This is a genomic window from Citrobacter sp. C13 (assembly GCF_014596815.2).
In the GTDB taxonomy this organism is placed as follows: Bacteria; Pseudomonadota; Gammaproteobacteria; order Enterobacterales; family Enterobacteriaceae; genus Citrobacter; species Citrobacter portucalensis.
In genome coordinates, this window is record NZ_CP115024.1 from 2,849,180 (window position 1) to 2,862,545 (window position 13,366).

13 protein-coding genes and 4 pseudogenes are annotated in these 13,366 nt (G+C 45.5%); 9 read left to right on the forward strand and 8 right to left on the reverse strand.

Going from position 1 to position 13,366, the window contains the following annotated elements; all coding sequences use genetic code 11:
• Nucleotides 1–143 precede the first annotated feature (143 nt).
• From tnpA to IB222_RS13670, 5 genes and pseudogenes are all read right to left on the reverse strand, one after another.
• Nucleotides 144–543: pseudogene (gene tnpA, locus IB222_RS13650) on the reverse strand (IS200/IS605 family transposase).
• Nucleotides 544–736: 193 nt separating this feature from the next.
• Nucleotides 737–906 (reverse strand): annotated as a pseudogene (locus tag IB222_RS13655) (isocitrate/isopropylmalate family dehydrogenase); the annotation flags it as partial.
• Nucleotides 907–1,349: 443 nt separating this feature from the next.
• Nucleotides 1,350–1,655: a hypothetical protein gene (locus IB222_RS13660; RefSeq protein WP_186336555.1), complete on the reverse strand. Its 306-nt coding sequence runs from the start codon at nt 1,653–1,655 to the stop codon at nt 1,350–1,352.
• 15 nt (nt 1,656–1,670) lie between these two features.
• Nucleotides 1,671–1,940: a hypothetical protein gene (locus IB222_RS13665; protein WP_126318412.1), complete on the reverse strand. Its 270-nt coding sequence runs from the start codon at nt 1,938–1,940 to the stop codon at nt 1,671–1,673.
• A gap of 11 nt (nt 1,941–1,951) precedes the next feature.
• The gene (locus IB222_RS13670) at nt 1,952–2,431 is read right to left on the reverse strand and encodes an Ail/Lom family outer membrane beta-barrel protein (protein WP_148362095.1); all 480 of its coding nucleotides are present in this window, start codon (nt 2,429–2,431) and stop codon (nt 1,952–1,954) included.
• 396 nt (nt 2,432–2,827) lie between these two features.
• Here IB222_RS13670 and IB222_RS13675 point away from each other — a divergent pair.
• The 5 genes and pseudogenes from IB222_RS13675 to IB222_RS13695 form a co-directional block, all read left to right on the forward strand.
• Nucleotides 2,828–3,939 (forward strand): IS3 family transposase gene (locus tag IB222_RS13675; RefSeq protein WP_103848104.1). Its coding sequence is split into 2 segments (ribosomal slippage): nt 2,828–3,089 and nt 3,089–3,939, totalling 1,113 coding nucleotides; the frame shifts between segments, so codons are not numbered across the junction.
• A gap of 128 nt (nt 3,940–4,067) precedes the next feature.
• Nucleotides 4,068–4,313, forward strand: coding sequence for an excisionase (locus tag IB222_RS13680; RefSeq protein ID WP_149384994.1), 246 nt, complete (start codon nt 4,068–4,070; stop codon nt 4,311–4,313).
• Nucleotides 4,294–4,626, forward strand: a pseudogene (locus IB222_RS13685) (phage integrase Arm DNA-binding domain-containing protein); the annotation flags it as partial. The gene IB222_RS13680 and the pseudogene IB222_RS13685, both read left to right, overlap by 20 nt.
• 65 nt (nt 4,627–4,691) lie before the next feature.
• Nucleotides 4,692–5,839 (forward strand): IS3 family transposase gene (locus tag IB222_RS13690; protein WP_113772681.1). Its coding sequence is split into 2 segments (ribosomal slippage): nt 4,692–4,929 and nt 4,929–5,839, totalling 1,149 coding nucleotides; the frame shifts between segments, so codons are not numbered across the junction.
• 16 nt (nt 5,840–5,855) lie between these two features.
• Nucleotides 5,856–6,656: pseudogene (locus IB222_RS13695) on the forward strand (tyrosine-type recombinase/integrase); the annotation flags it as partial.
• A gap of 92 nt (nt 6,657–6,748) precedes the next feature.
• Here the strand turns inward: IB222_RS13695 and IB222_RS13700 are convergent.
• The 3 genes from IB222_RS13700 to icd form a co-directional block, all read right to left on the reverse strand.
• On the reverse strand, nt 6,749–7,213 hold the full coding sequence (locus IB222_RS13700; protein ID WP_149385037.1) for a hypothetical protein: 465 nt from the start codon (nt 7,211–7,213) through the stop codon (nt 6,749–6,751).
• A gap of 34 nt (nt 7,214–7,247) precedes the next feature.
• Entirely contained in the window at nt 7,248–8,387 is a 1,140-nt protein-coding gene (locus IB222_RS13705) for an ATP-binding protein (RefSeq protein ID WP_149385038.1), read from the reverse strand.
• 269 nt (nt 8,388–8,656) lie between these two features.
• The gene (gene icd, locus IB222_RS13710; protein WP_149385039.1) at nt 8,657–9,907 is read right to left on the reverse strand and encodes an NADP-dependent isocitrate dehydrogenase; all 1,251 of its coding nucleotides are present in this window, start codon (nt 9,905–9,907) and stop codon (nt 8,657–8,659) included.
• A gap of 202 nt (nt 9,908–10,109) precedes the next feature.
• On the opposite strand from icd, the gene rluE reads away from it, so the two are divergent.
• The 4 genes from rluE to mnmA are packed head-to-tail and all read left to right on the forward strand — an operon-like array spanning nt 10,110 to nt 13,337.
• Nucleotides 10,110–10,733, forward strand: a complete 624-nt coding sequence (rluE, locus tag IB222_RS13715) for a 23S rRNA pseudouridine(2457) synthase RluE (protein WP_003832405.1) — start codon at nt 10,110–10,112, stop codon at nt 10,731–10,733.
• A 34-nt stretch (nt 10,734–10,767) separates the two neighbouring features.
• Nucleotides 10,768–11,706: a hypothetical protein gene (locus IB222_RS13720; RefSeq protein WP_126318416.1), complete on the forward strand. Its 939-nt coding sequence runs from the start codon at nt 10,768–10,770 to the stop codon at nt 11,704–11,706.
• Between the two features lie 9 nt (nt 11,707–11,715).
• Nucleotides 11,716–12,177, forward strand: a complete 462-nt coding sequence (locus IB222_RS13725; protein ID WP_003832403.1) for an NUDIX hydrolase — start codon at nt 11,716–11,718, stop codon at nt 12,175–12,177.
• A 53-nt stretch (nt 12,178–12,230) separates the two neighbouring features.
• Nucleotides 12,231–13,337: a tRNA 2-thiouridine(34) synthase MnmA gene (gene mnmA, locus IB222_RS13730; protein WP_003832402.1), complete on the forward strand. Its 1,107-nt coding sequence runs from the start codon at nt 12,231–12,233 to the stop codon at nt 13,335–13,337.
• Nucleotides 13,338–13,366: the final 29 nt, after the last annotated feature.

A 13,366-nucleotide genomic window follows, 5' to 3' on the forward strand; every position in this document is an offset into this window, starting at 1 on the left:
ACCCGCATGAAAGATCACCACATCGGGCTACAGTCATAGTTAATGCGGAACACTGCGGCGACATGACGCATGATAATGTCACTGTACTGTGCTTAATTGATTGGACACCCAGGTATAAGAAATCCGCAATTAAGCTGGCTCAGTTAATTCAGGCATTGCGTCCTGATGTACTCCTGCAGACAGTTATCTTCGCCGTGTTCTTACCTACCATGTCGACGTAGTAACCTCTGTACCAGAACTTCCTGTTCCTGTATTTAAACTTCATATCACCAAACTGCTCATACAACATCAGATTGCTTTTACCTTTCAGATACCCCATAAAGCCGGATACGCTCATTTTGGGCTGGATTTCCACAAGCATATGGATATGATCTGCACAGCTTCCAGGATCCGCACGCTTTTCCGTTCACACAGCTTTCTTAAGATGCTGCCTATCGCCCTACGTTTCTACCCGTAGAATGTTTGTCTTCGGTATTTGGGCGCAAAAACTATATGATATTTACAGTTCCATCGGGTGTTCGCTAAGCTCTTTTCGCCCCCCATTGGGACCCCCTTTTGATTTCTTGTTTAACCCTTGCAGTTGCCAGACCGCAAGGTGTTTTAACAAATCAAAAGGGATATTAATAACTGGCCCAAAGCTGAAAGCTTTCCGGAACCCCCAGCCTAACTGGGATTTTCTGTGCACAAAAAAACGGGAACCTCTCGGCTCCCGTTCTCATACAACCCAGAATCTGGATTACATATTTTCGATGATCGCGTCACCAAACTCTGAACATTTCAGCAGCTTAGCGCCGTCCATCAGACGTTCGAAATCATAGGTTACGGTCTTGGCGTTTATTGCGCCTTCCATACCTTTAACAATCAGGTCAGCCGCTTCAACCCAACCCATGTGGGGCGCAGCATTACATTGTCAAAATCACAGCAACCATCTGATAAAGCTGAAATTATCAGGCTTTCTACTTTCAAAAACAGTCAGTAACTGCCTTTTACAACTCATTGATTATCTAAACTTTGTTTTTAGTTTTGGGGAAGAGTTTTAAACAACAATCCAAGTTTTTCACGCCAGCGCTACCGCTATTAGCAAACTTGGATGGTAAAGCTTTTATTGCCGCTGAGGTCCGCTATGAGCTGTGAGTTCAACGGGTCGAACGCTAGCCTTAATCAACGGGGAGCATGTTATTTAGACTGATGGTTTCTTTTTATCCGTAAAAAAAGCCTCCGATGATGGTTGGAGGCTGTAGAAATTATCCTACTACTTCTTTCACATGCTTCTTTAAATTTCAGATTATGTTATTGTGCTGTGAAACTTATCCAAATTCTCTTAATAACTTCAGTCGATAAGCCAAATCTTATTTTGCATAGCCCTGAAACTGGTTTTTATCATCCATCACAGCAATCTTGCCATTTACATAAACGACATACGAAAACAGCCCTTGCTGATATACAGTCGCCTCCGTATTCGTTTCTGATACCGCTGCTGGTTTACCATCTACTGTAAGGCCATTCTTAGTTACTTCTAACTTCATTCCCTTCCACTGTTTCGCACCTGATTTTTTTGCTGAGTTAATATGCGGTTCGGAAACTTTAGTAGTTGCCTGAACATAGTTAGAAATCAGTGCAGAAGAAATAATAAAAACCGCAATTAGTTTTTTCATTATACCCACCGAAAATTAATCACCAAAAAACTTATCTAATTTAGACTTGTGCTTTTTCTTGTTGCTATCGCCGCTGCCTTCTTTGTAAGCATCTGCCATTGTATTCGCACTACTTAGGGTGGCACTAGTTTGCTGATACTGGCGCTGATTAGCCTGGTCCTGTTCATAGCAAATATTTCTGTCAACGCCATGAGCTTCACATTCACTTAAACGCTGATCCAGACTCTTACAGCCAGATAGCGAGACTACTGATAAAGCGCAAACTACCATCATCAAATATTTCATTTATTAATTCCTTAGAATTTCCATCCAGCGCCAACAACAAAGCTATTAACCTGTGAACCAAAGACCTTAGAGCCCTCATAGCCTGCATCAACAGTAAATCCAGAAATGGGGGTTAACTGGATTCCCGCACTGTATGCAAAGCCCGTAGAAGTATCGGTATCGCCATCAGTTTTAACAGCACCTCGGCCCACACCTATCATCACATAAGGTTTCAAAACATCATTCACACGGTAACTTGCACCAACCAGAGCTGAACCATAACCACGATCAATATCATCATTACTATTCGCTGTTATCGTAAGAGAAGAAACCACACCTAGGTCAAATTCATCAGGTGTATAGCCGTACTTGAAATTCACACCATTAAAGCTGTTTCCCGCCGTTTTAGTGTGTGCATACCCACCAGTTACTACATTCTCTGAATCGGCTAGAGCTTGTGCACAGAACAACGTTCCTAGTACCAGAATCATTGCCGAATTATTTATTTTCATTTAACTATCATCACCTTAATAATTGTTGCATATGCAATGCATGTTATCATGTAAAGCAATGTAAACTTAGTTTGCGGCAATAACTAATTAAAAGTTTCATTCTAAATGAACAATATTTTTAATTATCAGGATAATGAATACTTCATTTGAAGTTAAAATTTAATCATGTGAAACCAGTAATCATTCAGTGCGTGAATAACAATTTGAAATCAAAGAATTTATGAAGTTGATCCAGAACAATTCTTTGTTATCACGAAGTTACAGTAAGTGGCGGATACCTATGCAACCAATAAAGGAAAAAAGGTGGTAGGTTACTTTGTAAGTATCCCGCATAATCGTGCCATTCACATTTAGAGACCCTCCGGCATAATCACTCTGCCAACAAAGGAGATCGCTATGCGTAAAGCCCGTTTTACTGAGCATCAGATCATTGCTGTAATTAAATCGGTTGAAGCCGGACGAACCGTTAAAGATGTCTGCCGGGAGGCCGGTATCTCTGAAGCCACCTACTACAACTGGAAGTCCAGATACGGCGGCATGGAGGCTTCTGATATTAAAAAGATCAAGGATCTTGAGGACGAGAATCGACGTCTCAAACAGATGTTTGCCGACCTGAGCCTTGAGAACCGGGCGCTGAAAGACGTTATCGAAAAAAAGCTTTAAAACCAGCCTTTAAGCGTGAGCTGGTCACTCATCTGATTACGACATTTGGACTCAGTATCCGTCAGGCCTGCCGGAGTCTGAACCTGAGCAGAACGGTTTACCATTACCGTCCGGATACCACGCGTGACGAACCCGTTATTGTCGCGTTACAGGCAGTGGCAGAGCGATACCCACGGTACGGTTTTCCAAAACTTTTCCAGGTTCTGCGGCGGCAGGGATACCCGTGGAATCACAAAAGGATCCATCGTATTTATTGTCTGCTGAAGCTGAATTTTCGCCGTAAAGGCAAACAACGGTTGCCGGTGCGTAATCCCTCGCCACTGGCCACACCGGAAGCGCTGAACCAGAGCTGGTCTGTCGATTTTATGCATGATGCTCTGGTCTGTGGCCGTCGTTTTCGCACGTTCAATGTCGTTGATGACTTTAACCGTGAGGCATTGTCGATTGAAATCGATCTGAATCTGCCAGCTTTGCGCGTGGTCCGTGTACTCGACAGGATCGCGGCAAATCGCGGCTATCCGGTCATGCTACGCATGGATAATGGTCCGGAATTTATCTCACTTGCACTGGCTGAATGGGCAGAGCAACATGCAGTAAAACTGGAATTTATTCAGCCGGGTAAGCCGACGCAGAACGCTTTTATTGAGCGCTTTAACCGAACATACCGTACAGAAATACTCGATTTTTATCTGTTCAGAACGCTGAATGAAGTGCGGGAAATCACGGAAAGATGGGTGTCAGAATATAACTGTGAACGCCCGCATGAATCACTGAACAATATGACGCCGGAGGAATATCGGCAACACAATCATTTGGCCGGGATCTCAAAAAATGCCTGGAACTAAAACGGGTCTATTTACACTCTATTCTCCCTACCATTATCGGAATTAACGGACGCTTAGGTTGATAGCCTAGAGCGTTAATTAACGCAGAGCGATAACCGGGTGCAGCCGGTTTAAGTGGAGATAAACGCATGATTCAGATGTTAACTCTTGAAGAATGGGCAGCAGATAAATACCGAAGCAATCCACCAAGCGTATCGACCCTGAGACGGTACGCTAAACAGAATCTCTTCTCCCCACCCGCTATGAAACAGGGACGCCTCTGGAGAGTTAGGGAGGATGCTGAATTGGTTGGAGAATTGGCCGCGCCAGTAATCAAGAAATCTGATTCACCTAAATTATTAAGGATTCTCAGCGATGGCAGCTCGTCCACGTAAGAATAACGTTTCCGTGCCTAATCTATACCCATTGTTAAGCCGCAAAGTTAATAAAATATACTGGCGTTACAAGCATCCTATAACAGGAAAATTCCATAGTTTAGGGACAGATGAAGCGGAAGCAACAGCTATCGCTATTGAAGCAAACAAGCGCCTAGCTGAGCAACAATCACGCCAGATACTGGCTGTAACTGACATTATCGCCACCAGCAAAGGTAAAGCTATAACCACCGTTACCTGGCTTGATCGCTACTGGAAGATTCAGGAAGAAAGGTGCCAATCTGGTGATATTAAGCTCAATACATATAAGCAGAATGAATCGCCACGGGTTTAACAGACACCTCAGAGTCATTTAAGATGGCTTAAAGAGAGGTGCCCATGAGCGGTAAGCGTTATCCCGAAGAGTTTAAAACTGAAGCAGTCAAACAGGTTGTTGATCGCGGTTATTCTGTTGCCAGCGTGGCAACACGTCTCGATATCACCACCCACAGCCTTTACGCCTGGATAAAGAAGTACGGTCCGGATTCTTCCACTAATAAAGAACAGTCAGATGCTCAGGCCGAGATCCGTCGTCTCCAGAAAGAGCTGAAGCGGGTTACCGACGAACGGGACATATTAAAAAAAGCCGCGGCGTACTTCGCAAAGCTGTCCGACTGAGGTACGCCTTTATCCGTGACAACACCTGTTGCTGGCCTGTTCGCCTGCTCTGTCGGGTGCTGGATGTTCATCCCAGTGGTTTTTACGCCTGGCTTCAGCAGCCGCATTCTCAACGCCATCAGGCAGACCTGAGACTGACAGGACAGATTAAACAGTTCTGGCTGGAATCGGGATGCGTCTATGGTTATCGCAAAATCCATCTGGATCTGCGGGACAGCGGGCAACAGTGCGGAGTGAACAGAGTCTGGCGACTGATGAAACGTGTCGGGATAAAGGCTCAGGTCGGATACCGGAGCCCGCGGGCACGTAAAGGCGAGGCCAGTATCGTGTCGCCCAACAGGCTCCAGCGACAGTTCAATCCGGATGCTCCTGATGAGCGTTGGGTAACAGACATAACCTACATCAGGACCCACGAAGGCTGGCTGTATCTTGCTGTGGTTGTTGATCTGTTCTCACGCAAAATTATCGGCTGGTCCATGCAATCCCGGATGACAAAGGACATTGTCCTGAACGCACTGCTGATGGCTGTATGGCGGCGTAATCCCCAAAAACAGGTGCTGGTTCATTCGGATCAGGGCAGTCAGTACACAAGCCATGAGTGGCAGTCTTTCCTGAAATCACACGGCCTGGAGGGCAGCATGAGCCGTCGCGGTAACTGCCATGATAATGCGGTTGCAGAAAGCTTTTTCCAGTTGTTGAAACGCGAACGGATAAAGAAAAAGATCTACGGAACGCGGGAAGAAGCCCGCAGTGATATTTTTGATTACATCGAAATGTTTTATAACAGTAAGCGTCGGCATGGTTCTAGCGATCAGATGTCACCGACAGAATATGAAAACCAGTATTATCAACGGCTCGGAAGTGTCTAGATTATCTGTGGCGATTCAGAAAGCAAAACCAGTCGCCCTTTTAAAGGAACGGGCAGGAATGAAGCTTATATCTGCTGTTGATGTACGTGATATAGCCCAAATTCTTGATGAGTACATAGCTGATGGGCAGCCAAGAATGGCTCAGGTGATCCGCTCCGTCTTAATCGATGTGTTTAAAGAAGCGCAACACGCAGGCGAAGTACCACCAGGTTATAACCCCGCATTAGCGACCAAACAACCGAGGCGTCGCATAACACGACAACGGCTTAATCTGGAAGAATGGCAGAAGATTTTTGCCATTGCGGATTCTAACCATAAGTATATGGGCAACGCTATGCTGCTCGCCTTACTAACCGCACAGAGACTTGGCGATATTTCTGAAATGAAATTCACCGATATCTGGGATGATCATTTACATGTAATCCAGGAAAAAACGGGAAGCAAGTTAGCAATCCCCTTATCACTTCGGCTCGATTGTATTGGATGGAGTCTGAGGGATGTTGTTGCTCGCTGTAGGGACTATGCAGTGAGCCCTTACCTGGTCCATTTTTTCCGGGCAACCTCACAATCAGCTCGTTGTGCTCAGGTTAGGTCAAATACATTGACCACAAATTTCAGCAAAGCTCGCGATAAAGCACAGATCCCACTAGAGGAAGGTAAGACGCCATCTACTTTTCACGAACAGAGATCTTTGGCCGAAAGACTGTATGAAGCACAGGGGGTAAATACGAAAGAACTACTGGGTCATAAATCACAGAGACAAACTGATAGCTATCATGACGACCGCGGTAAAGAGTGGACTAAAATAATTAGTTAACTATAAATCAAACGAAACCTTAAGTCATTATACAAAACTCGCTGAGGCTATAATAATTAGATAGCCATCAGCGAGACCATTTATATACTCACTCACTTCTTCAAAGGATAAAACTGGTGTTCATTGTCAATAAAAACAATGTAAAATGTATTCTTATCATAGACCATACCAGTTGCATTGTGTTTAATTCCGTGGTACTCATCTGGTACAACAAAACCAATTAATCTTTTGTTTTGATCAAGTCTGAAGCGCCCCCACCGCGCTTGATGAGGAACGTTTTTTGGCTGAGCGAAAAGGCTATTATGAGGATATTTGTCATAAAGAGACAATAAGCTTTTTCGATTTGTCCCTATTCTCATCTGCTGCAACTCACCCAAAGAGCGCGTAGAGTAATCTATTAATTTGTTAAAAAAATCGCTAATGTTCTCCAAGCTCCAATCTGAAATTTTGCCGGAGACTTTTTGATTTGCATCAAAATAGGAAAAGTTAAACTTGCATCTTAAAGCAAGATTACAATTGTCAGCATCTAAACTTGCAAGTCCGTCAAATGATTGCAAGAAATTATTTTTTTAATGTTTCCGAACTCTTTTCTCATAATTTCGGAACCCCTCCAAGTTTTCCTTGGTTATAGGCTGGAGATATTAACCGATCATTCCTCAGTATATCACTTGGGATTTCATCAAGCCTATAGCAATAACTTTCCGAATTTTCTTTATTTACTAAATATGTTCTATGCTTTCCTAAAAAGTCCAATATTTCAGTATTATGAGTTGTAAATATCAATTGTGCGTTATCTGAATTAGTTTCTTCGTTCAAGAAAAACTCTAATAAATGAGGCAATATATGTGGGTGTAGGTTAATATCAAACTCATCTAACACCAATAATCCGCCTAAGACTAATACCGCCTTATAACTTCCAAGTTGTTTATAGAGTGATTTAGTACCACTTGACTGTTGATTAAGTCCGAGAATATGTCTTTGTTCATCAATTTCAAATACAAACCATGGCTTATATACATCCTTACCATCGTCATCAAGTTTCTTAGCAATGTAAATATCATGAATTGAAGGGTCGAATTTTTTTATTATTTCTTTAGCAAAAGTAAAAACATCTTCATTTTCGTAATAAAACTTATTAACCACATCAATTGAATGGGTTTGTTCTCGAAGTCCAGAGTAGCTTACGTTTGAAATGATGTTTGTGAAACACTGATAAATAGGCTCTACACTTTTAACCCCATATTGTCTTGCCATAATGAATAAAGAAACATTTTTTCTCATTCTTATTTTTTTTAGTTCTTCATATTCCTTTGTGGCGTAAGAAATGGTATCGCCAATCCTTTCGATTACTTTAACTTCTCTTTTAATTTTCTTAAATAGAGCTTCACGTCTAACTTCAACCTCAGTAAGGTCTGCCTCATATCTATAAACTATCCCATCCACAGAGAATGTAACATAAAACTCTGAGACTTCTTCGCTATTGAAGTAAGGATCAAATAAAAGATAATCATCTACTTTATTATCAAAGGACGATGTTATAAAATTCGATAAAAAATCAATAGCTTTAAGGATATTGGTCTTCCCAGAACCATTGGCACCTTTAACACATAAAATATTTGAAATAGTTTTCCCTTTTGATATGTTATCCGGACAAGTTTTTCCTAATTCAAATGAAATGTCGAATCCTTCTTTAAAACTGAAGAAATTTTTAGCACCAAAATTAATAATCATAGCATCACCTTTAACATCAATGCCCTTATCTTAGCACAACTTCACCATAAAAAAAGCAAAATGTCATAAATGACATAATCTTGCATTAAGGCATCAATCATTCGATATTGTACCTCCCACAAATCCAGTTGGAAGCTAACAACTACAAATGTGGATCGTAATCACCGTATTGATAAATTATTTTGATAAAATTTTGATAACCGTTAGAAAGCTAACAATAAAAAACGGGAACCATCAGGCTCCCGTTCGCATACAACCCAGAATCTGAATTACATGTTTTCGATGATCGCGTCACCAAACTCTGAACATTTCAGCAGCTTAGCGCCTTCCATCAGACGTTCGAAGTCATAGGTCACGGTCTTGTTGTTGATAGCGCCTTCCATACCTTTAACGATAAGGTCAGCCGCTTCGAACCATTCCATATGACGCAGCATCATTTCAGCAGACAGAATGATGGAACCTGGGTTCACTTTATCCTGACCTGCATACTTCGGTGCAGTACCGTGGGTTGCTTCGAACAGAGCGCATTCGTCACCGATGTTTGCACCCGGCGCGATACCAATACCACCAACCTGTGCGGCCAGCGCATCGGAGATGTAGTCACCGTTCAGGTTCATACAGGCAATCACGTCATACTCAGCCGGACGCAGCAGGATCTGTTGCAGGAACGCATCGGCGATAACGTCCTTAACCACGATCTCTTTACCGGTTTTCGGGTTCTTGATTTTCACCCATGGACCGCCGTCGATCAGTTCACCACCGAATTCTTCACGCGCTAACTGGTAACCCCAGTCTTTGAACGCGCCTTCGGTGAACTTCATGATGTTGCCTTTGTGTACCAGGGTAACTGAATCACGATCGTTGGCGATGGCGTATTCAATCGCTGCACGCACCAGACGTTTAGTCCCTTCTTCAGAACACGGTTTGATACCAATGCCGCAATGTTCCGGGAAGCGGATTTTCTTCACGCCCATCTCTTCGCGCAGGAATTTAATCACTTTCTCAGCATCGGCAGAGTCAGCTTTCCACTCGATACCCGCGTAGATATCTTCGGAGTTTTCGCGGAAGATGACCATGTCGGTCAGTTCAGGGTGTTTAACCGGGCTTGGTGTGCCCTGATAATAACGCACCGGACGCAGGCAGACATACAGGTCAAGTTCCTGACGCAGAGCTACGTTCAGAGAGCGAATACCGCCGCCAACAGGGGTGGTCAGAGGGCCTTTAATGGCAACACGATATTCACGAATCAGATCTAAGGTTTCAGCAGGCAGCCAGACGTCCTGGCCATAAACCTGAGTGGATTTCTCGCCGGTGTAGATTTCCATCCAGGAGATTTTACGCTCGCCTTTATAGGCTTTCTCGACAGCAGCATCGACAACTTTGATCATCGGTGGGGTTACATCAACGCCGATACCGTCGCCTTCAATGAACGGGATAATCGGATTTTCAGGAACGTTGAGTTTGCCGTTTTGCAGGGTGATCTTCTTACCTTCCGCCGGAACAACTACTTTGCTTTCCATTCACCTCTCCTTCGAGCGCTTCTGGTTCTGCTCGTCTGTCATCACGCTGCATGTGCGTTTGCGTCCTGCTACACGGATGCGTTAGAGCAACTTTTTGTTAATGATTTGTAATGAGCGTGTCAATACTACCCTATTGTTCGCCGCCATGAAAGACACTCGTTCTTAGGCTATAATGCGGCAATTGATATAATCTGAAAATACCATGCAAAAAACTTCTTTTAGAAATCACCGGGTTGAGCGATTCAGCTCACGACAAGTCACTAAGCAGCGTAAAGAAAACCAGCCAAAACGCGTGGTTTTGTTCAATAAACCCTACGATGTTTTGCCACAATTTACTGACGAGGCTGGCAGAAGCACGTTAAAAGATTTTATTCCCGTGCCGGGAATTTATGCGGCGGGCCGACTCGACCGGGACAGCGAAGGGCTTTTGGTGCTAACCAATGACGGCGCGCTGCAGGCGCGGTTAACGCAACCCGGTAAGCGTACCGGGAAAATTTATTACGTCCAGGTTGAAGGCGAGCCGACAGCAGAAGCGCTGGACGCCCTGCGTAACGGAGTAACGCTCAATGATGGCCCCACGCTACCCGCAGGCATTGAAGTAGTAGAGGAACCCGTATGGCTGTGGCCGAGAAATCCGCCGATTCGGGAACGGAAAAACATTCCCACCAGCTGGTTGAAAGTTACCTTATATGAAGGCCGCAACCGTCAGGTACGTCGTATGACAGCGCATGTTGGATTTCCTACGCTGCGCCTCATCCGCTATGCCATGGGGGATTACACGCTGGAAAATCTTGCTAACGGCGAGTGGCGGGAACTGAAATCGTAACCGTACGGTTTAACGTGAGTGTTAACAGGGAAGAATGAAAAAAATGGATAAGCAGCTTTTTGCAGCATTCATCCTGCTCGGCGCGTCACCGTTTTGTTCAGCAAAACTGGACTGTGAGACGATTGCCGGAACAGCAGCCGGAGAGGCAAACTACCTTTATGAGTCTGCCAAAGTAAAAACCGACTCACGCCTGCATTTCTATTCTGCACCAGCAACAGAGTGTCAACTCCCCGCGTTCATGGTCAATGGCGACACCGTCGAGGTGCTCAGGAGTTCACAGCGCTACAAAAGCACGGGCATGCTTTCCAAAGATGAACCTTATCGTTACGTACGTTATCGGGACGCTAAAGGAACCTTCGCCACCGGCTGGGTCTCGGTAGTTGGGTTAACGCCGTTATCCAGTCCGCTTGCAGTAAGCGCGTCTTGCCAGACATGGGCAAATAAAGCGATGTCGCAGCGCGGGTTCTTACCCTCCTCCTCCGCAAACCACTATCAGGTAACAGGAGACACCCGCGCATGGTTCTATGCGATGCCAACCGAACAGTGTCGCAGCCCGTCCGTATTTTTAGTGCCCGGCGACCTCGTCTCTGTACAAGAACAATCCAACGATGATTTTATGGAAGCGGTCTATTACACCACCGATCGCCAAATCATACGCGGCTGGTTAAAAAAGTCGCAGTTACAGGCTATAAACAGCGGTGACCACTATCGCGGCGACATCAACCCGTTGTCGACAGACAAAGCAACAAGAGTCGCCACCCTTGGGCTACGTCACGACCACCAATGTATCTTTTATGAAAGCTGGAATGCTAAAAAGGCCATTGAAATTATCGTGCGCGAGGATCATCAAACCGCATTGTGCCGTGGAGGGGCCGACCCACAAACGTCACCTCCCGTGGCTTATACCAGTATCGACAAGGCCAGCGGTGAAATTAGCTGGCCTGATGTTACCGAAGGATTTGCTGAGGAATAAGGGGAAAACATGTTCAAACCGCACGTCACGGTCGCCTGCATTGTGCATGCAGAAGATAAATTCTTAGTCGTTGAAGAAACGATCAATGGCAAAGCCTTGTGGAATCAGCCTGCAGGACACCTGGAAGCCGATGAAACGCTGGTGCAAGCCGCAGCACGCGAACTGTGGGAAGAAACGGGCATTAAAGGGCAGCCGCAGCATTTCATTCGTATGCATCAATGGATTGCGCCGGACAGAACGCCCTTTTTGCGTTTTCTTTTCTCTATCGAGCTTGCCAATATGTGCGCTACAGAACCCCATGACAGCGATATAGATTGCTGTCGCTGGGTCAGCGCAGAAGAGATTTTCTCTGCGCCAAACCTGCGTTCGCCGTTGGTTGCAGAGAGTATTCGCTGTTATCAGAGTGGCCAGCGCTACCCACTGGCCATGATCGGTGAATTTAACTGGCCGTTTACAGAGGGTGTCAAGTAAAGGGCTGCGTGCTAGAATATGCCGCCTTGAAGTTCAATGTCGTGAGTATTCCTATGTCTGAAAGCCCAAAAAAAGTGATCGTCGGCATGTCCGGCGGTGTCGATTCCTCCGTTTCTGCCTGGCTGTTACAACAACAGGGCTATCAGGTAGAAGGCCTGTTCATGAAGAACTGGGAAGAGGACGATGGCGAGGAATATTGCACAGCGGCCGCCGACCTTGCGGATGCGCAGGCGGTCTGTGACAAACTAGGCATTGAACTGCATACCGTCAACTTTGCCGCAGAATACTGGGACAACGTCTTTGAACTGTTCCTTGAAGAGTACAAAGCAGGTCGTACGCCGAACCCGGATATTCTGTGCAATAAAGAAATTAAGTTTAAAGCCTTCCTTGAGTTTGCCGCCGAAGATTTAGGTGCCGATTACATCGCCACCGGTCACTACGTGCGTCGCGCGGATGTCGACGGCAAAAGCCGCCTGCTGCGTGGGCTCGATGGCAATAAAGACCAGAGTTATTTCCTCTACACACTCGGCCATGAGCAAATCGCGCAAAGCCTGTTCCCGGTCGGTGAACTGGAAAAACCGCAGGTGCGTAAAATTGCCGAAGATCTTGGTCTGATTACGGCCAAGAAAAAAGACTCCACCGGCATCTGCTTCATTGGCGAACGTAAGTTCCGCGAGTTTCTTGGTCGTTACCTGCCGGCTCAGCCAGGCAAAATCATCACCGTTGATGGCGAAGAGATTGGCCAGCATCAGGGGCTGATGTATCACACTCTGGGTCAGCGTAAAGGTCTGGGTATTGGCGGAACGAAAGAAGGGACAGAAGATCCATGGTATGTGGTGGATAAAGACGTTGAGAACAACATTCTGGTTGTCGCTCAGGGCCATGAACATCCACGTCTGATGTCCGTTGGCCTGGTGGCGCAACAGCTGCATTGGGTCGATCGCGAACCGTTCACCGGCACCATGCGCTGTACGGTGAAAACCCGCTATCGTCAGACCGACATTCCGTGCACCGTTAAGGCACTGGATGCTGAGCGTATTGAAGTCATTTTCGACGAGCCAGTCGCGGCGGTCACGCCGGGTCAGTCGGCTGTCTTTTACAATGGCGAAGTGTGCCTCGGCGGCGGCATTATCGAACAACGATTGCCTCTGCCGGTATAATTACTTACACATTTGATACAAGGAAGCAG

Excerpts from the sequence above, each read along its gene's own strand:
- IB222_RS13660 (WP_186336555.1), bottom strand. The coding sequence starts at position 1,655 with ATGAAAAAACTAATTGCGGTTTTTATTATTTCTTCTGCACTGATTTCT.
- IB222_RS13665 (WP_126318412.1), bottom strand. The coding sequence starts at position 1,940 with ATGAAATATTTGATGATGGTAGTTTGCGCTTTATCAGTAGTCTCGCTA.
- IB222_RS13670 (WP_148362095.1), bottom strand. The coding sequence starts at position 2,431 with ATGAAAATAAATAATTCGGCAATGATTCTGGTACTAGGAACGTTGTTC.
- IB222_RS13680 (WP_149384994.1), top strand. The coding sequence starts at position 4,068 with ATGATTCAGATGTTAACTCTTGAAGAATGGGCAGCAGATAAATACCGA.
- IB222_RS13705 (WP_149385038.1), bottom strand. The coding sequence starts at position 8,387 with ATGATTATTAATTTTGGTGCTAAAAATTTCTTCAGTTTTAAAGAAGGA.
- icd (WP_149385039.1), bottom strand. The coding sequence starts at position 9,907 with ATGGAAAGCAAAGTAGTTGTTCCGGCGGAAGGTAAGAAGATCACCCTG.
- rluE (WP_003832405.1), top strand. The coding sequence starts at position 10,110 with ATGCAAAAAACTTCTTTTAGAAATCACCGGGTTGAGCGATTCAGCTCA.
- IB222_RS13720 (WP_126318416.1), top strand. The coding sequence starts at position 10,768 with ATGAAAAAAATGGATAAGCAGCTTTTTGCAGCATTCATCCTGCTCGGC.
- IB222_RS13725 (WP_003832403.1), top strand. The coding sequence starts at position 11,716 with ATGTTCAAACCGCACGTCACGGTCGCCTGCATTGTGCATGCAGAAGAT.
- mnmA (WP_003832402.1), top strand. The coding sequence starts at position 12,231 with ATGTCTGAAAGCCCAAAAAAAGTGATCGTCGGCATGTCCGGCGGTGTC.